Annotated in this window: 17 protein-coding genes; 5 read left to right on the top strand and 12 right to left on the bottom strand. The window is 37.7% G+C overall.

Features of this window, described 5'->3' with window-relative positions:
* Positions 1-400: 400 nt before the first annotated feature.
* The 3 genes from V6R21_RS26915 (at position 401) to V6R21_RS26925 (ending at position 3,556) form a co-directional block, all read left to right on the top strand.
* On the top strand, positions 401-1,468 hold the full coding sequence (locus V6R21_RS26915; RefSeq protein ID WP_334246612.1) for an Ldh family oxidoreductase: 1,068 nt from the start codon (positions 401-403) through the stop codon (positions 1,466-1,468).
* 606 nt (positions 1,469-2,074) lie between these two features.
* Positions 2,075-2,665 (top strand): AP2/ERF family transcription factor, encoded by a 591-nt coding sequence (locus V6R21_RS26920; RefSeq protein WP_334246613.1) that lies wholly within the window; start codon positions 2,075-2,077, stop codon positions 2,663-2,665.
* 195 nt (positions 2,666-2,860) lie between these two features.
* Positions 2,861-3,556, top strand: coding sequence for an ABC transporter ATP-binding protein (locus tag V6R21_RS26925; RefSeq protein WP_334246614.1), 696 nt, complete (start codon positions 2,861-2,863; stop codon positions 3,554-3,556).
* 18 nt (positions 3,557-3,574) lie between these two features.
* Here V6R21_RS26925 and V6R21_RS26930 read toward each other — a convergent pair whose 3' ends face one another.
* The 4 genes from V6R21_RS26930 to V6R21_RS26945 all read right to left on the bottom strand — a co-directional run bounded on the left by V6R21_RS26930 (position 3,575) and on the right by V6R21_RS26945 (position 6,759).
* A complete protein-coding gene (locus V6R21_RS26930) occupies positions 3,575-4,450 on the bottom strand; it encodes a DMT family transporter (protein ID WP_334246615.1) in 876 nt (291 codons plus the stop codon).
* A 4-nt stretch (positions 4,451-4,454) separates the two neighbouring features.
* The gene (locus V6R21_RS26935; protein WP_334246616.1) at positions 4,455-4,688 is read right to left on the bottom strand and encodes a cytochrome b5 domain-containing protein; all 234 of its coding nucleotides are present in this window, start codon (positions 4,686-4,688) and stop codon (positions 4,455-4,457) included.
* A gap of 73 nt (positions 4,689-4,761) precedes the next feature.
* Positions 4,762-5,649 carry a lipoyl synthase gene (lipA, locus tag V6R21_RS26940; protein ID WP_334246617.1) on the bottom strand — a complete coding sequence of 296 codons (888 nt, stop codon included), beginning with the start codon at positions 5,647-5,649 and terminating at the stop codon, positions 4,762-4,764.
* Positions 5,650-5,934: 285 nt separating this feature from the next.
* Positions 5,935-6,759 carry a hypothetical protein gene (locus tag V6R21_RS26945; RefSeq protein WP_334246618.1) on the bottom strand — a complete coding sequence of 275 codons (825 nt, stop codon included), beginning with the start codon at positions 6,757-6,759 and terminating at the stop codon, positions 5,935-5,937.
* A gap of 833 nt (positions 6,760-7,592) precedes the next feature.
* Between V6R21_RS26945 and rnhA the strand changes: the two genes are divergently transcribed.
* Positions 7,593-8,057 (top strand): ribonuclease HI, encoded by a 465-nt coding sequence (rnhA, locus tag V6R21_RS26950; RefSeq protein ID WP_334246619.1) that lies wholly within the window; start codon positions 7,593-7,595, stop codon positions 8,055-8,057.
* A 43-nt stretch (positions 8,058-8,100) separates the two neighbouring features.
* The gene (locus V6R21_RS26955) at positions 8,101-8,601 is read left to right on the top strand and encodes a dihydrofolate reductase (RefSeq protein WP_334246620.1); all 501 of its coding nucleotides are present in this window, start codon (positions 8,101-8,103) and stop codon (positions 8,599-8,601) included.
* Between the two features lie 61 nt (positions 8,602-8,662).
* On the opposite strand, the gene V6R21_RS26960 is transcribed toward V6R21_RS26955, so the two are convergent.
* The 8 genes from V6R21_RS26960 to V6R21_RS26995 all read right to left on the bottom strand — a co-directional run bounded on the left by V6R21_RS26960 (position 8,663) and on the right by V6R21_RS26995 (position 20,701).
* Positions 8,663-9,526, bottom strand: coding sequence for a sigma-70 family RNA polymerase sigma factor (locus V6R21_RS26960; RefSeq protein WP_334246621.1), 864 nt, complete (start codon positions 9,524-9,526; stop codon positions 8,663-8,665).
* A 169-nt stretch (positions 9,527-9,695) separates the two neighbouring features.
* A complete protein-coding gene (gene pnp / locus V6R21_RS26965) occupies positions 9,696-11,906 on the bottom strand; it encodes a polyribonucleotide nucleotidyltransferase (protein ID WP_334246622.1) in 2,211 nt (736 codons plus the stop codon).
* Positions 11,907-12,401: 495 nt separating this feature from the next.
* On the bottom strand, positions 12,402-12,686 hold the full coding sequence (gene rpsO, locus V6R21_RS26970; RefSeq protein WP_334246623.1) for a 30S ribosomal protein S15: 285 nt from the start codon (positions 12,684-12,686) through the stop codon (positions 12,402-12,404).
* Positions 12,687-12,879: 193 nt separating this feature from the next.
* Positions 12,880-15,201, bottom strand: coding sequence for a tetratricopeptide repeat protein (locus V6R21_RS26975; protein ID WP_334246624.1), 2,322 nt, complete (start codon positions 15,199-15,201; stop codon positions 12,880-12,882).
* A 238-nt stretch (positions 15,202-15,439) separates the two neighbouring features.
* A complete protein-coding gene (locus V6R21_RS26980; RefSeq protein ID WP_334246625.1) occupies positions 15,440-16,768 on the bottom strand; it encodes a S41 family peptidase in 1,329 nt (442 codons plus the stop codon).
* A 449-nt stretch (positions 16,769-17,217) separates the two neighbouring features.
* The gene (gene miaB / locus V6R21_RS26985; protein ID WP_334246626.1) at positions 17,218-18,687 is read right to left on the bottom strand and encodes a tRNA (N6-isopentenyl adenosine(37)-C2)-methylthiotransferase MiaB; all 1,470 of its coding nucleotides are present in this window, start codon (positions 18,685-18,687) and stop codon (positions 17,218-17,220) included.
* Positions 18,688-18,934: 247 nt separating this feature from the next.
* Entirely contained in the window at positions 18,935-19,690 is a 756-nt protein-coding gene (locus V6R21_RS26990; protein ID WP_334246627.1) for a glycosyltransferase family 2 protein, read from the bottom strand.
* A gap of 60 nt (positions 19,691-19,750) precedes the next feature.
* The gene (locus tag V6R21_RS26995; protein ID WP_334246628.1) at positions 19,751-20,701 is read right to left on the bottom strand and encodes a glycosyltransferase family protein; all 951 of its coding nucleotides are present in this window, start codon (positions 20,699-20,701) and stop codon (positions 19,751-19,753) included.
* Positions 20,702-21,075: the final 374 nt, after the last annotated feature.

Raw genomic sequence — 21,075 nt, forward strand, 5'->3', positions numbered from 1 at the left:
TGCGATGCTTTTGTTTCTGCGTGTAGATGGATTCATTGGTTATTGGTCAAGAAACCAAGCGACTTACTGGCTTTACTCCAATCCTTATTTCTTACAATTTCAAGAGATACACCCTAAAAATTTCAATATTAACCACTTACAACACAGAATACCTTTTACATATATTAAAATAATTCAATAATTAGTTGAATTGTTCATATCAAAAATAATTAATACTTTTGTCTATCAACATGCAAAGGCTGGAATGTTTCAACCTATTGTAGCAATACAGATGGGCTAACGACTTATATCCTTATCAACCAGTAAGCTGCTACTAACTGCAAACTTCTTGAGTTCAGGAGAATAACCATGCAGAGCCCTCTGTACCACCCTCAATCTTTCAACAGACGAACTTATACTTATGTTCTCACGAGAATTTTTAGAAAATTTTTGCCGAGATGTCTTTTTGGGAATGGGTTGTTCAGAACAAGATGCACAAACTGCTGCAACTGTTTTGGTATCAGCAGATACCCGTGGCATTGATTCCCATGGCGTTGCCAGACTGATCGGCTATGTTAGGCTTTGGGAAGCTGGGAGAATCAACCCCAAACCTAACATCCGCATTGTCCATGAGACACCCAGTACAGCTGTCATAGACGGTGATGCAGGCCTTGGACTGGTGGTAGGCCCCAAGACAATGCAAATCATTATGGAGAAGGCTGAAAATGTGGGGACAGGCTGGGCTTCAGTCAAAAACTCCAACCATTTTGGTATCGCAGGTTACCACGCCATGATGGGATTACAAAAGGACATGATTGGTATCGCCATGACAAATGCCAGTCCACTTGTAGCTCCTACTTTTTCAAAAGAACGTATGTTGGGTACCAACCCAATAGCTGTTGCAATCCCTGCCAATGAACAGCCTGCTTTTGTAGCTGACTTTGCAACAACAACGGCAGCTAACGGCAAACTTGAAATACTTCAACGCAAAGAGCAAGATGCTCCATTAGGCTGGGTGCAAGACCAAGATGGCAACGCAACTACAGATGCCAATGCATTGAAAAGTGGCGGTGCTTTGTTACCACTAGGTAGTGACCGAGTTCACAGTAGCCATAAAGGGTATAACTTGGGATCCATTGTCGATATCTTATCAGCTGTTCTTTCAGGTGCCAACTATGGCCCTTGGGCTCCTCCATTTGTAAGTTTTCTTCCATTGCACCCTGAGCCTGTTGGTGAAGGTCTTGGTCATTTCTTTGGAGCAATGAGAGTGGACGCATTCAGGCCTGCTGATGAATTCAAAAGCCATATGGACAATTGGATCACACGTTTCCGAGAAAGTGAATCGATAGAAGGCGAAGGACCTGTACTGATTCCGGGAGATCCAGAAAGAGAAATGGAAGCTATCCGTAACAAGGAAGGTATCCCACTATTGGAGCCTGTAATCAATGATTTAAGACAAGTTGCAGAGAAATTTAAACTGAACTTTTAACAAGTTTAAATTGTCCTAATTATAAAAGAAGAATATTTCTCTCATATCAGGAAATATTGCATCCGATTCCAAAAGGACACTCTCTGAATATTCTGGTAATAAATCATCTGAGCCACTGGGTTTCAATGCTGCAACATGTAGTAATGTCCTTATGGTTCAGGCTTCTCGTAATATCAAGCAAACTGTACTTCAATCTTTAAATACCCTAAAAGTACAACTTATACCATTACTGACTGAGATTGAGCATTTCAATTAAGGTCATCATGAGATATAAGACAAGGCTATCATAACACCTCTCAGAATTGGGTTTTGATTTAACTGCCTTATTAAACGGCATTTAGGGTAAAAAATTGGTACATGAGGTAAATTTCACTTTTTTAAGAAATTTTATGACGTAACAAGGCTAAGAAGGAATGAACATTGATTTAATATGAAAAAGAACTTATTCCTTGGAACAGTTCGATGGTATTCATCTCCTTCATTGGTCTTGTAAATTGATACCATAATTGCAGCGATGTGTGAATATTTTTTTCAACCACGACAAGACTATGAAACATACCGCACAGGCAAATAACTAAGTTTAACACACATTGAATTAGAAGGGCTATGCTTTACAAAGTAAAGTTGAAAAACGCAGACAAACATGTCATCATCTCAGATGAAGCTTATGAATTCATCGAGAACAATGAATACTATAAAGAAATCAAGTTACTGGAGAACCTCCGTATGCACTCTAGTGGGTATGTATTTTATCAGCGTAACTATCCTACCAAAGATGGTTACAAGAACGTTACGATCTACCTGCATAAGATGATTGCTGAGAAGTTTATCGAAAAACCTGATTCTGCAAAACGTCTATTTGTAAGAATCAAAAACGGAAACGCACTCGACTGCCGTGTCAAAAACCTTGAATGGGCTACTATGTCGGAGTTGAGACGTAACCAGAAAAACTTCAACAACAAGACTGGCTACAGAGGTGTGGTACAAGTAAGCAAGAATACTTATAGGGCTGTACTTTACACAAGTACTGACCGCTATGACCTGGGACTTTTCCCTACAGCTGAAGAAGCTGCTCACGCTTACAATATGAAATCTGAGGAGCTGTTTGGAAAAACAAAGAGCTTAAACAAGATTGATGAGCACGAGGAGCATGAAACCTTGAAGCCAAAGAAAGCGGCTATGCCCAATAAGGCGTAAGCACTAATACTATTTACATCTAGTAGAATAAAAGCCTTTGCTGGTTACTTTCCAGTAAAGGCTTTTGTATTCCTTGTTGATTTGTATACGCTACTGTATCCTATTTTTTCTTTTAATATTCTCTATATTGAAGCATCACTATTAGCTGAATACTTTAATTTATCTGGCAAAACCTCTTAAAATATAGTTGGCTCTATGACAAACATTCTCGAACTGCAAAACCTATCGAAACATTATCACAGTAATGACCATCAGCTTACTGTACTTAACAATATTTCTTTCGGTATTGAAGAAGGAGAGACCTGTTCTATTGTAGGTCCTTCCGGAAGTGGAAAAACGACATTGCTAGGACTTTGTGCAGGTTTAGATAGTGCCTCTACAGGTAAGGTTTGGCTTAATAGAATGTGTCTTAACGACATGAGTGAAGATGAAAGAGCCGCTGTAAGAGGAGAACATGTAGGCTTTATCTTCCAGAATTTCCAATTACTACCTACTCTAACAGCTCTTGAAAACGTCATGGTACCTATGGAATTAAGAAAAGAGCAGAATATACGCTCTAGAGCCATGGAACTTTTGGAGCGAGTAGGCTTAGAAGATCGATTTAGCCATTACCCTACACAGCTCTCTGGAGGAGAACAACAACGTATTGCACTAGCAAGGGCTTTTTCCAATACACCACGAATCCTGTTTGCAGATGAGCCTACTGGCAATCTGGATGAAGCAACTGGAGAAAAAGTGGAAAACTTGCTTTTTGAGCTTAATAAGGAGCAAGGCACTACATTGGTATTGGTTACTCATGACCTTGAGCTAGCCAAAAAGACACAACGTATCATTCGGATAAAAGGTGGAGAATTAGTTTCTGATGAGAAAAGTGTGAATGTTAATTACTAAACCCACACTTTTGTATTTCTACTTTTTACTCACCAAAAATACTCCTATAAATACTAATATTGCTGATAGCACTTTTTGTAATGAAAGTACTTCACTCCCAATTATGATTGCGATCAATGTAGCTATCAGTGGTTGGAAATAGATATAAAAACTAACAATACTAGGCTGTACATGCTTTAAGGCTACTGCATTTAGTAAATATGCCAAAAAGGTTGTACCTATCACTACATACAATACTCCCATTATAATAAGAGTAGGCATTGTACTCCATTCTATTTGTTGGAACTCTCCCAATCCAAAAGGCAACACATATACAGTCCCAAAAAGAAATATCCACTTGGTAATTGTATAAGGATGGTAGCGAGCCATCAAAGGTTTTACAATTACTAAGTAAATACTGTATGCAGCTGCATTGGCAAATACAGTCAGGTCTCCAATTACGGTTTCGGAATTAAAGGTCAAACCTTCACCACCTATCAACCATAATGCACCTATCAGCCCTAAACCAATCCCTATAAATTTTTTAATTGTAATCCGTTCCCTAATCAAGACTGAAGATACCAACAAGACAATGATTGGTGTACTAGTCATTATCACTGAGGCATTGATTGGACTTGTCATTGAAAGTCCTTTGAAAAATAGCATCTGATTGGTTGCTACCCCAAACCCAGCACAGGCTGCCAAATGAAGATAATCTTGCCACCGTACCACTTTCTCCTTAACCGTAAGACTATGTAAAAGCCAAAATAGAAGTGCACCTCCAATTACTCTTATTACAATGAAGCCGAACGGCAAGATATATTCGGGCATAACACCTTTTGCTATATTGTAATTAGCGCCATAAATAACAGCAGCTCCCAATAATGCTAAATGTGCTTTTATATTCTTATCCATCGTTTTAGTTCTTTAGCTTACCAACGACATCAAATTTCTCAAAGACATGTTCAGTATGAGGTGCACCTGCTAACTCGTCAGTCAAATCCTGTCCTGCCCAATGTTCATAATGCTTTCCATTTCTCCATAACCGTGACTTACTTACATCATAAATCAAACCTTTAAATGCACACCAAATTTCCTCTCTGTCTTCACCATTCCTAAGCGCCAACTGCTGTTTTGTATATTCTTTATCCATAAATAATCTTCCGTAAAAAAAGGGCTCTACTATCAGCAGAAGCCCTTCACAATCAATATTCTTCAGTGTTGGATCAGATAGGAACATTTACATGTCTTTCCGCGTGATAAGACGACCTTACCAATGGACCCGACTCAACATACTTAAGTCCTCTTTTCAAGCCTTCCTCTCTGAAGAAGTCAAATTTGTCAGGATGAACAAACTCTTCTACTTCAAGGTGCATCTTGGTTGGTTGCAGGTATTGTCCAAGAGTCAGGATATCACAGCCATTTTCTGCCAGATCATCCATCAATTTGAATACTTGCTCATCTGTTTCTCCCAAGCCAAGCATTGCTCCTGTCTTGGTTCTCATACCAGCCTCTTTTGTTCTCTTGATTTGCTCAAGGCTTCTAGCATACTTTGCTTGAGGTCTAACCTTGCGGTAAAGCTGCTCTACAGTCTCCATGTTATGAGAAACAACTTCTTGTCCTCCTTCAATCATTCTGTAAAGTGCATCCCAGTTATTCCTTACATCTGGAATCAGTGTTTCAATTGTGGTGATCGGACTAGCCTTTTTCACTTCCACTACAGTCTGGTACCAGATTTCAGCACCACGATCTTTCAGCTCATCTCTGTTTACAGAAGTGATTACTGCATGCTTTACCTGCATCAATTTGATCGCTTCGGCAACACGCTGTGGCTCTTCAGTATCATATTCATTCGGGCGTCCTGTCGCTACTGCACAAAAAGAACAGCCACGTGTACAAACATTGCCCAATATCATAAATGTAGCAGTACCTTCACCCCAGCATTCCCCCATGTTAGGGCAGTTACCACTTTCACAGATTGTATGCAGTTTGTGCTCGTCAACAAGCTTTCTAACTTTTGCATATTCTTTACCTACCGGAAGTTTTACCCTCAACCAGTTAGGCTTTTTCTTTCTTTCTGGCTTATCAGACGAGATTACAGGTAACTCTATCATCAGAATCGGATTAATTTTTCTAACATTAAGGTGCTCTTCTTAAACCCAATAACTCCTTAATTGTTTATTAGGAAGACTGATCAAACATGTTTATCAGTCAGTTATGCATTTAAGCCATCAACCTTTACAGCTTCGTTTTCAGCTGCAAAATTACAAACTAATCCTATCTTTCCGATGACTTCTCCCCTTTTTATAATGATTCTATAACTTCATTGTGGCTCTCTAAACAAAAAAGGCAACTTATTTCTCCATAAGCTGCCTATATCAATTCTTTTATTCTCGTAATTATTTACGGCTTCCAAAGAAAAATGTCAAAAATAGAGATGGGTAAATCGCTTTATTATCAGCCCCTTGTAAAATTTCAATTTCCTTAGTAAAGGCATCAAGCATTGCGCCAGCTTCAACACCAGAAATATTACGCTTTGATATACCAAACTCGAAGGTCAAAGATGCTTTCAGTGCCAGCCCCAGCTGTACATTAGATTTACCTATTGCCTCCAGAAAACTTCCAGTACCTTCTATACGCTGAGTATTTGTATGAATTTGACTATCATATTGCTCTACTACCGTACGGTTTCTATCCGTATCCCGATATCTGATAAGGTAAGGAGCTACCAATCCAATTGCTGGTCCTACAGCTCCTACAAAGTTAATCTGGACTCCTTGTTCCCGAGCTTTTCTAAAAAGAATCAACTCTCTTCCATATTGAGGTCTAATCACCAAAAGATAGTTTCGCTTTGCCGGCACATAAGAATTCCCTGTTTGTGGGCTTTGAATACGTTGCTCTTTAGGGTGTTTAATATTAATTATTTCAAAAGAAAAGCTGTGATACATGTTGGGGTTTTCCAAATACCCTTCCTTCAAAACAGTTACTTTTTCCTTACCACTATTGACTCCTAAAGACTCTTTGATGGTGCGAGTAAAGAATAATTTACGAGCATGCCTAACGGACACACCACCAATCAACCCACCATGTGTATTCATCAGAATACCAAACGCCCATTCTTTTTCATAGTTTTCATCTTCCTGTAAGTCTGGGAATTGGGCATATGCATCATACCCTTGAAAAAGGGAAAATAGTATGATCAAAAAAAGATATAATCGCTTCACGTAAGTTATATTTTTGAGCGTTGAAACTACTTTAGATAAAAGGATTTATCAAAGACTTTTCTCTAGTCCATTAGGTTTGTAAAAATTGGCTTACTTGATTTTGTATAAAGTTAGGCAAAAAGCATGATTACTTTCCATCCAAAAATAACTTATCGAGAAATAGACAAAAAAGCAATTAAAGTTACATAAAGGAGTAAAAATGGTTACTTATAAACTTAATCTCATACACAACTTTCCGCACTATTTGCACTCTCTATATTAATCTGTACACTGAAACATATCCCCTTCAACTACAATTTCATCTTTATTGAATAGGTAACATTAAAATAGTACAATGAAAATATTTATTAAATCTTGATTTTTCATAAAGTTGCTTCAAAGATTATATAAGTTGTTGCAATATTTCTATTATTTTTACGCTCCAATATGGAGTGTACCTCATGGCAGATCCACTTTCTACTGATCTTTCTTTTGATAAGAGTTTTCACTTCAAATAAAAACCATTATTTTATTTCTCTTGTGTAGAAATAACCCAATTAAGGAAAGTAAAACACACGTGATCCAATTGTCTCTACTAAAGCTTATTTTTACTATTTCTATGCTAAGAAATAGTGAAACATGATTATACTAGTAGTCAGAGATTATATTACTGTACTCCAATTAAAACCTAATAAATATTGTACAGTCATACTTATCTTATAAACACCGTCTTGACGGGTTAGAAAAATAGAACAAAACAGAGCCTAAGAAATTGGCTAACAAATATTAAGCACGAAATAGCTATTGTAGCTTGCTGTGTTTTCATTAAACATTTAAATAATTTTACCTTGCCTATGATTATTGCATATACAGATGGAGCATCAACTGGAAATCCTGGACCTGGAGGTTATGGTGTAGTGCTCATCTCTCCTGCTCATAATAATTATCGCAAGGAAATTTCTGAAGGGTTTAGGTTAACCACTAATAACAGGATGGAACTGTTAGCAGTAATTGTTGCATTGGAAACCTTAACTTATCCTGGACAAGACATAACAATCTATTCAGATTCTTCATATGTAGTAAATACTGTAGAAAAAAAGTGGTTGTGGGGATGGCTAAAGAAGGGGTTTCAAGGTAAGAAGAATGAGGATCTTTGGCGCCGCTTCCTTAATATCTACCCCAAACATAACGTTACGCTCAAGTGGGTAAAAGGACATGCTGGTATTCCTGAAAACGAAAGATGTGATGAACTAGCCACTCAAGCAGCCAGAAACCCTGATTTGCTTATTGATTCAGGTTACGAACAAAGCAAGCTTTAATACTAAACTGACTAATGCCTTTCACTCAAGGCTTATCACAATTATGGAAATCTCAATTATTGTAGCCAAGTCCGTTCATAAAAATGTCATAGGCAAGGAAAATAAGCTTGTTTGGCACCTTCCTGCTGACTTGGCACATTTTAAAAAGCGTACCTCTGGACATCATATTATTATGGGTCGTAAGACACATGAGTCCATCAAGAGAAAATTGCCCGATAGAGAGAATATTATTATTACAAGAAATAATGAATATGAGCCTGCTCAGGGTTGCGTGAAAGCGCAGTCATTAGAAGATGCTATCCAAATAGCAGAAAGTAATGGCGAAAAAGAAGCTTTTATCATAGGTGGCGCTCAAATATATGAACAAGCCATTGATCTGGCTGATACGCTTTACGTAACTGATGTTATGGCTGAGTTTAAGGGAGATACTTTCTTTCCACAAATAGATGAAAAAGTTTGGGAAGAAGTTTCAAGGTTTGACTTCAGTAAAGATGATAAAAATCCGTACGATTACTCTTTTATCACTTACCAAAGGATAAAATAGGGTATTTAGTTAATTATATAAAAAGGGTTGTCAATTGAAATTGACAACCCTTTTTATTTATCTAGCCCAAATAAGGTTTCAGCGCCTTACTTCTTGAAGTATGTCTCAATCGGCGAATTGCTTTTTCCTTAATTTGTCGAACACGCTCTCGTGTCAGGTTAAATTTCTCTCCAATTTCTTCTAAAGTCATTGAATGCTCTCCATTCAATCCAAAGTAAAGTGTAATTACATCTGCCTCTCTTTTTGTCAAAGTTGAAAGTGCACGTTGTACTTCTCTTCGGAGTGAGTCATTCATTAACTCTGCGTCTGGCTTCTCTTCAGTGTCATTTTCCAACACATCATACAGGTTATTTTCTTCACCTTGTACGAATGGTGCATCCATGGAAACATGACGACCTGAAATTTTCATGGTATCAACAACTTCATTAGTTGTCACATCCAATACTTCAGCCAATTCATCTGGAGATGGCTCACGTTCGTATTTCTGCTCTAATTCAGAGAAAGTTTTTGAAATTTTGTTCAAAGAACCAACTCTGTTCAGTGGAAGCCTAACAATTCTTGACTGTTCAGCCAATGCTTGCAAGATAGACTGTCTAATCCACCAAACTGCATAAGAAATAAATTTGAAACCACGGGTTTCGTCAAAACGTTGTGCCGCCTTAATCAATCCTAGGTTTCCTTCATTGATTAAGTCACCCAAAGAGAGCCCTTGGTTCTGGTACTGTTTTGCTACAGAAACGACGAAGCGGAGGTTAGCTTTCGTTAGCTTTTCCAAAGCTAGCTGATCTCCCTCCCTGATACGCTTTGCCAACTCTACTTCTTCATCAGGAGTTAACAGGTCGACTTTACCAATCTCCTGGAGATACTTATCCAGTGATTGCGACTCCCTGTTTGTAATTTGCTTACTAATCTTGAGTTGTCTCATCAGTTGGTGACTTTTATTTTTTCAGACAAATGCCTTATGATAACGAATATGTAGGTTTATTAGTTCACAATCAATTATAAAAAGATTGGACAAGAGGAAAACTAGGTATTGTAATACCACTTCTTTGAATTACAACACCTAGTTTATCTATAATGTTCAATAGTGTGATTTAGAATCTCTTCTTACCACCTCTATCTCCACCACCTCTACGATCACCTCTATCGTTTCTTTCCTTTTTACGTTCCTGATAGCCTTCTGGTTTAGCTAGCAGTTCTTTTCTAGAAAGTCTATACTTTCCTGTCTTCTTATCGATGTCAATCAGCTTCACTTTCACTTCTTCTCCTACTTCCATGACACCATCCATAGTCTCGATTCTTTCCCAAGAAATCTCTGAGATATGAAGCAAACCATCTTTACCTTTCATGAATTCAACGAAGGCTCCAAATGGCTGAATTGATTTTACAACTCCATCATATACCTCACCAATTTCTGGTACTGCAATGATTGCTTTTACACGTTCAACTGCTGCTTTCATATCGTCTCCATTGACAGCAAAGATATTTACAAGACCTTTACCTTCAACTTCCTCGATAACAACCGTTGTATTTGTTTCCTTCTGGATTTCCTGTACAATCTTACCACCTGGTCCGATCACAGCACCAATCATATCCTGCTCAATCTCGATTGTCACAGAACGTGGAGCATGAGGTTTCAAGTCAGGACGAGCTTCCTTAATTACAGCCTCCATCTTGCCACGGATATGAGACCTACCCTCATTAGCCTGAGCCAAAGCTGATTTCAGTACTTCGTATGACAAACCATCCACTTTAATATCCATCTGGCAAGCAGTGATACCTTTTTCAGTACCTGTTACCTTGAAGTCCATATCTCCCAAGTGATCCTCATCACCCAAAATATCAGAAAGTATCGCATACTTACCAGTTTCAGGGTCTGAAATCATACCCATCGCAATACCTGATACTGTCGATTTAAGTTTCACACCTGCATCCATCAGCGCCAAAGAACCTGCACAAACCGTTGCCATTGATGATGACCCGTTCGATTCCAGAATATCTGACACTACACGTACAGTGTAAGGGTTTTCATTTTCAGGAGGCATTACCATTGAAAGTGCTCTCAATGCCAAGTTACCATGACCTACTTCACGTCTACCAGGACCTCTGTTAGGCTTAACCTCACCAGTAGAGAAACCAGGGAAGTTGTAATGCAAAATAAAGCGGCTTGTACCTTGGAACATAGCACCATCGATCATCTGCTCGTCCAACTTAGTACCCATTGTTACAGTTGTCAGTGATTGAGTTTCACCTCTTGTAAACAATGCAGAACCGTGTGCTGAAGGCAAATAATCTACCTCACATTCAATTGGACGAATTTCTGTCAGCTGACGACCATCCAATCGAACTTTTTCATCCAACACCAAGTTTCTTGCTGCTTTCTTTTCTGCTGCATTCAGGTATTTTTTCACCAAGAAGAGATCAATTGTTTCATCATCTTCTGGAAGTGCGTCCAAATACTCTTGCTTTATAGCTGAGAACGCTTCTTTACGTTCTGATTTATTTTTGATAGAAGCTTTAGCTACAGCATAAAGCTTGTCATATACTTTATCAAAAATCTCTTTCTCTAGCTCTTCGTTTTCAGGTCCCTTGTCGTATTCTCTTTTTTCTGTTTTGCCAGCCATCTCAGTCAGTTCGGCTTGAGCTTGACACTGTACTTTGATTGCATCATGAGCAACTTTCATTGCTTCCAGCATAACATCTTCCGACACTTCATTCATCTCACCTTCCACCATCAGGATATTCTCCTCAGAAGCTGCTACGATCAAATCAAGATCACAAGCTTCTATTTGTGCTGGTGTTGGGTTTACTACATATTCACCATCCTTAGTTAGGATTACTCTAACTTCTGAAATTGGTGTTGGGAAAGGAATATCTGATACTGCTAAAGCACAAGAAGCTGCCAACGCTACCAATGCGTCTGGTTGAGCTTCCTGATCTGCAGAAATCAAGGAAATATTTACTTGTGTTTCGTAACGATAGTCAGATGGGAACATTGGTCTAAGCGCACGGTCTACCAATCTTGAAATCAAGATTTCCCTGTCACTTAATCTGCCTTCTCTCTTCAGGAATCCTCCAGGGATTTTACCAGCAGAAGCAAATTTTTCTTGGTAGTCTACTGATAAAGGGAAGAAATCGATTCCTTCTCTCAAATCTGTGCTTGACACTACAGTAGCCAAAAGCATTGTATTGCCCATTCTCAATACAACAGCACCATCTGCTTGTCTTGCCATCTTGCCTGATTCGATTGAAATCTCTCTTCCGTCAGGGAGGGCAATAGTTTTGTTAATTACGTTTTCGAACATCGTATGTGAACTTCTTTTTGTTACAGCTTAATTCAGCGAAAATTCTGCGAGGCGAATATGAGAGGTTGATCTTGACTGCTTATTGATTTCTCTATCTCTATGGCTGGCTAAGGAATAATGCCGCAGCCCAAGGTAGGGTTGTGCCTCTATTTTGCACATAGAATAACCGCTTGCTTAATTTTTTTTTCCGCTTTTTTATCTCTTTCTTCTTTCAACCATGAAAAATACAAATTTTCACCAACTATTGTCCGCTTAATTGTATTTTTTATCACATTTTGAACACATTCTTGTGCTCCAATAACTTAAGGTAGCTTCATTTTTGTAAAATCTTGCTATCCTTTTCTATATGCATCTGTTAAAAAAATCAGCTTTTAATACTGGATACGCATACTTATACGCAAAAAGGGACCCTTTTCAAGAAGGGGTCCCTGTATATTTTTCAGATGGTCAGAATCAACCTTAGCTCTAGAAAAATATGTGTTTTTTGAAAACACATTATTTTCTGATACCAAGTTCTTTGATGATTGCTCTGTATCTGTTGATATCCTTTTTAGCCAAGTAGCTAAGCAATTTTCTTCTTTTACCTACCAATTTAAGAAGACCCAAACGAGACGCGTTGTCTTTTTTGTTTTTCTTCAGGTGCTCAGTCAGGTGGCTGATTCTTTTAGTGAAAAGTGCAACCTGTGCTTCAGGTGAACCTGTATCAGTTGCTCCACCTTTGCTGTACTGTTCGAAGATTGCTTTTTTGTACTCTACGCTTAAATATTCTTTGTTTTCCATAGTATTAACTACAAATAATTTACAAATAAACTGTGAGGTTTATTGTTCTGACCCATATGATAATCATCCCGATTGGATGATTAAGCAAAGTCAGACATTCAATATATCCGCAGCCTATATTGTTTGTTTAACAAAATTTGCGGGTGCAAAGATAGGAATTAAAACTATAGAAAGAAATCCATCTCCCATTTTATTAATCAATTAGCACTCCCCAAACCAATACATCATCAACCTGTGTTGTACGACTTTCGTTCATCCAACCATAAAAATTCCTATCCAACAACTCATATTGCTTTCCCATATCATGATGATGAATTTCTTCTAATAAGTTACGGAAACGATGAGCCATAAAACGTTTATTCTTCGGTCCACCAAACTGGTCTTTATATCCATCAGAATAAAGGTAAACTTGTGTTGGCACTTTGATACTGATCTCATGGCTCTTGAATGGTTTATGAAACATTTCTCCTCCAATCGAACGCTTCACTCCCTTAATCATATTCAACTCTCCATTCTGGATATAACAAATTGAATGTCTAGCACCTGAAAAACTCAACTTTTTACTAACAGGATCATACACACACAATGACACGTCCATTCCATCATTGTTATAACCTTGCTGTTGTTTCAGTGTATCAACTATCCGTAAATGAAGGTACTCCAATATTCGGGCAGGATCAGTGACCCTATCATTTCTCACAATATCATCTAGCCCACTACTTGCCAACATGCTCATTAACGCACCAGGAACCCCATGTCCTGTACAATCAACAGCCGCCCAAAAAACTAACCCTTCAAAATTCAACAGCCAATAGAAATCTCCACTAATCAGGTCCAATGGCTTGAAGTAAACAAAACTTCCTTTAAAGTTTTGGTTGATATCTTCCTTAGTAGGGAAAAGTGCTTCCTGTATCCGGCATGCATAGTTGATACTTTGAGTGATCTGCTCATTTTTCAACTCAATTCTTCCATATGCCTCTTGCAAAGCATTATTACTTGCCAATAACTCCTCATTAACTTGACTTAGCTCTTCTGAATGTTCAATCAACTCAGTTTCCCTCTCCTTCAGCTCCTTATTTTTCGTCTGTAGAACTTTGTTCACTTTCAGCCCATACCTTCTTTGTCGATAGAAAAATATGGCCAAAAGTGTCAGAATAAATGAGATTCCTCCAAAAGTTAAGGTAGCATTATGCTCCTGCTTTAATCTTATTTGTTGTAAGTCTTGCTCTTTTCGAAGCAAAGCATTTTCCTTTTCCGTATTTGACAAATCATACTCAGCCTGCAGTTCTGCGATTTGTTTTGCCTTCTCTAAGTTATAGATGGAATCTTTAAGGTTTAAAAATCGCTGAACCTGCTCTAGCGCTTTAAATTGATTCACTGAAGACAGTACCACTTTGTTTTCCAACTCCATCAGTTCCAAAATGACACTTTTCGCTCCCATTTCTTCAGCTAAAGGGTAAGCTTTTGATACAAGCTTACTAGCCGCTACATAATCCTTTTGCTTGTAAAGAGTTTCCGACAAGCTTTTGTAGCACTCCAATAACCCTCGTTTGTCATTTATCTGCTGATACAGCGCAAGTGCTTCCCTAAATAGCTCTGTTGCTTTCTGATAAATCTTTCTCTTATGATGCCAATAACCTAAATCTGCCAGTACTTCAGCCTCTCTTCTCACATCTCCTAAATCTCTGCATAGCTGTAAGGCTTCCGTATAATGATCAAAGCTAAGGCTATAGTTTTCTATATTCAGGTACAGATCACCCAATGCACTTAGCGTTACTGCCATTCCTTTTTTATCACCTACTTTCTTTCGCAACTCCAGGGACTGATTCAGGTACTTGAGTGAAAGTTTATGGTCTTCTAATGTAGAATAAACTAACCCAATATTATACAGCGTCACCCCTCGGTCCTGATCGCTCACACCTAGCTTTTCAGAAAGGCGTAAATCCTTGAAATAATACTCAATGGCTTTCTTGTATTCACCTTTTCGCTCATACAATGTCCCTAAGTTATTATATGAAAAAGACACCCCTTCTTCATCCCCTATTTCTTGACGTATTGCTAATGCTGCATTGTAATAATGAAATGCTGAATCATACTTAGCCAAATGGCTATAAATACTTCCTATTCTGCCTAAGATATTCCCTCTATTAATTGGCTCTGTTTCTAAATCATATGCCTGTCTATAATTCAAAAGGGCCTTTTCATATGCACCCTCTGCTTTATAAGTCAGTCCTACAAGCGAAAGCGCTCGTCCATACAGCTGATCACTTTTTAGCTGCTTGGCTACATTTTTCGCCTCATATGCATACCTTCTTGCCAATTTGATGTCACTGCGACACAGCGTATATGATAAGTCTGCCAGAATCTTATACCTCTCCGTTCCCGTAAGGTCCTGCTGTTTTAACAGCATTGATAGACTATCTACCTTGGATAGTTGTCCAATTCCATTAAAAGCTTGCAGTAAAAAAATGAATATGAAAAAGCAGGTTACTTTCCCTGATGCTATTCTCAACATTGATTAAAATACTTGGGTTATTAACATTATTTCATCCCTCAAGGATTTGAGGGTATATACCATGTAATTTCCCTCGTAATGATAAAGCTATAAATTTTTCTGTTGATTAATGACAACTCTATCAGTAAAAGTATTCGTACTTTTGTACAAACACCTTCAATATCAATCAATAATGTTTAAACTTTTATTTATACAAAAAAAACCTTTGAAGGCTGTTCCTCCAAAGGTTTTCGTATTGTTATTCTGTTAAGTTTACTTTCAAGTTATAATCTATCAAGGACTGTGTTCCTACTACAGGCACATCCACTGATTGATGTTTCTCCTCAGCTACTCTAGCTGCTGAGTTTGGACTGATGTCTTCTAAAGCGGCTCGTAACCTTGATTCGCTAACACTTCCCAAGGGAACGTCTATCCAATCTCTCGCATCACTAATATCTGGTGCAATCCCATCACCATAATCTCCATCTCCATTCACATCAGTCACTCTAAAAGAGATAGGGAAAAAGTCATATCCTTCTTCCTGAATTAAAATAGATCCTACGTTTTTCCCATATGTTGTCTGACCAACAGTAATAACATCCATATAAGGGCGAAGGTTATGAATGGTCAGCTCACTAGCTGATGCTGTCCCACCACCTGTGATGACATACAATTTATCCAAATCCAAACCTAACTGAGTCTGAGGACTAAAAGTAACTACTGCATTTTCTGAAGAGTATTCTTCATTAAAAATTTCTCTTAACAGTATATCATCAGTAGTCCCTTTTCCATAAATCAAGCTAGCCAAATGTCTTGCTACACTTACACTCCCCCCTCCATTATACCGAAGATCAAGTACCAAATACCTTACATTTTCTTGCTTGAACTCTGAAAAAGCATCATTTAAAGCAGAAATTGAAGCTTCTTCATATGCATCAAACAACAAATAACCTATTTTATTTCCGTTCCAACTTATCACCTGATGCTCACTCACATACTCTACATCCAGTATTTCTGAAGCCACTGACACCGATCTTTCATCTCCTCCACTAAGGTTTGTCAATTTCAAGTCAAAAGACCTTAATACCCTTTCACTAAGTGCCAATGCTGTATTCAAACTGGCAGTGGCTCCATCTATTTCACTAATAACATCACCACGTGTAACACCAGCCAAATCAGCTGGAGAGCCTTTTAATACATGAACAACATAAATGCGACCACTACTTACCCCCCAAATAATACCTGTCCCTACATCTTTACTACTAGCAATACGGGCATTATCTGGCTCAGATTGGATAATAAAACTAAACCGATCTTCTTCACTTTTAAAAGCATCAACAAGATCTTGTGGATTTTCATAGCTTGCTAATTTTTCATTACTTAGAGTAGGTGTTTCATCCGCCCACAGGTACAGTGAATGCATTACATCATCTACTAATAAGTTAATAGCAGGAATTTCAGAATTACTTACTCCATCTTTCCCCAAAGCTTCAGTATCCACAGTAACTTCTTCCCCATCTGAGTCAGAACAGGCTGCTATTAAAAAAGCTATTACAAGAAAATAGAATAGTGAAAAGTAATTTTTCATAATTGTTCAGCTAGTTTTTGAGTGTTGGATATAGGAATCCCCACTGATAACAATGGAGAACCTGTAACTATTCATTTTATTTAAAAAAATTTAATGTTAGAGTAGATTCTTTCAGCCAATGTAGAGAGACAAACTCCATACATTAGCAACGTAATTTTCACTCAAACTGTTAAGGCAATCATATCCATTCTTTGATTTCAAACCGCATTCAACGGCTTAATTTGTAGAATACACTTGTCTTTGCCAACAGATGACAAAAACCAAATCTTACTAAGCTCAAAGAATAACACCAGTTACTTTTAAGCAAAAAAATGCGACAGATTACGCTAAAACGGAGATTGGTAAAAAAATAATCCATCTATTCTTTGATGACGTAATTCACTTTCAACTGTTCAGTAACTAAAAAGGCTATCAGATATTTTATCTGATAGCCTCTTGTTCTAAAAAAATTATAATGCCTCTCCAAGCAAGGTTGCCGAAGTACAATCATGTACTTTCACTTCCGCATACTCTCCTGGCTTATAGTGCTTTTTAGGGAATACCACCACTTTGTTGGCTGTATTTCTACCTTGCAAGTGCTCATCTGAACGTTTTGAATATCCCTCAATCAATACTTTAAACGTCTTACCAATATCTCTTTGGTTACGTTCAAGAGAATATTCATTCTGTTTGTTAATAATTTCGCTCAGGCGGCGCTTTTTCACATCCAAAGCAATGTCATCCTCGAACTTCTTGGCAGCCAAGGTTCCTGGACGTTCTGAGTAGTAGAACATATAACTGAAATCATACTTTACATAATCCATCAGTGTCAATGTATCTTGGTGCTCCTCTTCTGTTTCAGTACAGAAACCTGCAATCATATCAGAAGAAATGCCACAGTCCTCCCCTAATATTCTTCGAATTGCATCAACACGACCAATGTACCACTCACGGTCGTAAGTACGGTTCATTATATCTAAAACACGACTATTTCCTGACTGAGCAGGCAAGTGAATATACTTACAGATATTCTCATATTTAGCCATTACATGCAACACCTCGTCAGTCATATCCTTAGGATGAGATGTAGAGAAACGAACACGTAAATCAGGAGAAACTTGAGCTACCATTTCAAGCAAGTTCGCAAAGTTTACAATCTCGACTTCATCGCCTTTCTTCTCTATTTTCTCTAGCCTAGCCTTATTATTTTGCTCTTCTGCCCATTTGTAAGAGTCTACATTCTGCCCAAGCAATGTCACTTCCTTGTAACCTTTATCAAACAACTCCTTTGCTTCTGCTACAATCGAATGTGGATCACGGCTACGCTCACGACCTCTTGTAAATGGTACCACACAGAATGAACACATGTTATCACAACCTCTCATAATTGAGATAAATGCTGTAATACCGTTAGAATTTAACCTAACTGGGCTAATATCTGCATATGTTTCTTCTCTTGACAAGAATACGTTTACGCCTTTCTCTCCACCATCTACTTCCTGTACCAACTTTGGAAGGTCACGGTAAGCATCTGGCCCGGCTACAATATCTACAATCTTTTCTTCTTCAAGCAGCTGTTCTTTCAAGCGTTCTGCCATACAACCCAAAACGCCGATTACCATACCTGGGCGCTTATCTTTTACCGCATTGAAATACTTCAGTCTCTTTCGTACTGTTTGCTCCGCCTTATCACGGATAGAACAGGTATTCAAGAATACCAAATCAGCATCTTCCACATTGGAAGTAGTACCGAAGTTTGCCTCCTTCATAACGGAAGCGACAATTTCAGAGTCAGAAAAATTCATCTGACATCCATAGCTTTCGATGTACAACTTGCGCTGCCCTTGCTCGGCAGTGTTTTCAGATACTCTTACGCCACAAGCATCTACATCCTTTTTCTCATCCTTTACAAGGCTGATATCCTTGATTAATTCACTCATCTTATCAGAGTTTTTGACAGAAGTTAAGATTTTCAGTCTCAACCCAGTTCCACAAACATATGTTTAACAACAGCCAACTGTATTACAATTACTTAAGTCTAGCAACCATAATATCAGCTAACCAGCTCTTATGAAATATCCTGCAAATTTAGAAAAAGCTTACGGGTAGGACAATAACGTTATCCCTTCAATTAAAAGAGATAACGCTATTAGAATCTAATTTAGAAAGAATAAAAATAGCAGAAGGTTATTTTCCTTCCTGCTGAAGAAGCCACAGTCTGATGTAACGACTAGCTACTGCATAAGACTGGAGGTAAGAAATAATGAAACCAACTACACCATCTCTATAGCCTTTCTGTATAAAAAAGTGCTTAAAAAAACGAAAAGTTGGCTTAAGCATCAAATGGGAAAAATTCACCTTATGGACTTTATTCTGATAGTCCACAGCTTGCCACTTGGCATACTGATTCAGTTTACTAATGTAATGATCAAGGCTCACATAAGTATAATGAAGCATTTTATGCTTTAACTCTCCTATCTTACGATCTTTTACCTCAATCTCCTCATGCACTCGTTTGTCTTCATAACGACAAGTACTTTTTCGAAATAACCTTACCACTTTATCATTCTGCCAACCACTATAGTTTACTTCTTGTCCCATAAAGTGATTCTGTCTATAAATCCAAAATCCATCTTCTTTTGGGTCTGAAGCTAAAATCCCTTGTATCTCTGCTTTCAACTCTGGTGTAATACGTTCATCAGCATCTACCAACAATATCCACTCATTTGATGCCTGAGGAATTGCCCAGTTTTTTTGAGATGAAGGATAATCAAACTCTCTCATCAAGATGCAATTTGTATGTTTGCTTGCTAATTCTACTGTACGATCAGTACTATAAGAATCCACTACAATCACTTCATCTGCAAACGATACTGATTCCAGTACTGCCTCTATGTTGTGCTCCTCATTTCCTGTAGGAATGATTGCTGTTAACTTTTGCATATCAAGGTATTTCAGATAGTTATATTTTTCTTAGCCAGTAACAAATACATTGTTGTACTCCTATTTTTTTATCAGTTTATAGTTTTTGTAACCACCAATCAGCCTTCCTCCCAAGAATTTCTCTTCAAGAAAAGAAAGTATTCTATACTTTAGTTTTTCATGCTTTTTTAAGTCACGGTTAATTGCTGTAGGGCCTGAAAAACGTAATTTATCTTTCCAATCAAGCTGTTTAATTTTGTCTTGCATTAAAGCAGGGTGACTTCCTTTGAATACTTTCGCACGATCCAAACGGCCATAATCATAGGCATGTCTGAATTCCTCATAGTCATCCGCATTAAACCCTTTCCCTTTATAATTTGTATTAATGTGTCTTGTCTTTTGGGTCATAAGTTCTGGAGGTCGTACCCATCCATAATGATAGATATCAGCGTCAATCTCGACTACCTTTAACTTCTCAGCTCCTTCTTTAGAATGGTAACTTACACCGTCAAAATTCGGAATTTTCCTAAACGATTGTGCATCTCTAAATGAATGAACATCTGGTAGGTTACGAACAATTCTGATTTCATTTGGGTACCAGCAATGATTTCTAAAGTAGTGTTCATAATCACCATAAAAATGCATATAACGGAAAAGTAAGCCTTCAACATCAGGATCATCAACATATTTGCTACAAGCATCAAGAATTTTTTGATGATCTTTCTCGTGTACAGCTTCGTCACCTTGAATATAAAAAAGCCAATCACCTGTACATGCTTTCATAGCAATATCCGTCTGCTGAGCGTAAACTGTTCCATTAGGGTATTTATCAAGATCCCAAACAGTATTAATGACTCTGATCTTATCAGAGCCAATACTTTCGAGCATTCCCAAAGTATTATCATCAGGGTCATTATCCCCAACAGCTATCACAAACTCATCCACGATATCCAATATCGATAATATAGATTCTTTTACAGGATAGTATAGTTTTGTTGTATTTTTTAAAAATGTAAATCCACTGATTTTCATCACCAAAGATGTCTTAGAGTATGTCTTTAATATTTCTTTCCTCAAGCTATCCTACATTCACAAAAGAACATGTCTAACTTAGATTCTTATTATATCATAATAATAGGATACTTATTTGTATCTCCTTGTATCGGAAAATTCACAGCAATCATTACCTAAAACTGTGAATCAATCAATTATATCTTGCTTTATTACAAAACAGAAATCCACGCAAAGCTAACCATTTTTTTAGTTTTCTATCCTTAGATTCTGACAGTTACATGAAATATAACATCGGTTTTCTATTATTTAATCTTGAATATGTCGTAATTTGCGCCCTCCAAATCAATAAACGTCTCAATTAGGTATACTGAGTGGGATAACACCTTTCTGAG

The organism is Limibacter armeniacum (genome assembly GCF_036880985.1).
GTDB lineage: Bacteria > Bacteroidota > Bacteroidia > Cytophagales > Flammeovirgaceae > Limibacter > Limibacter armeniacum.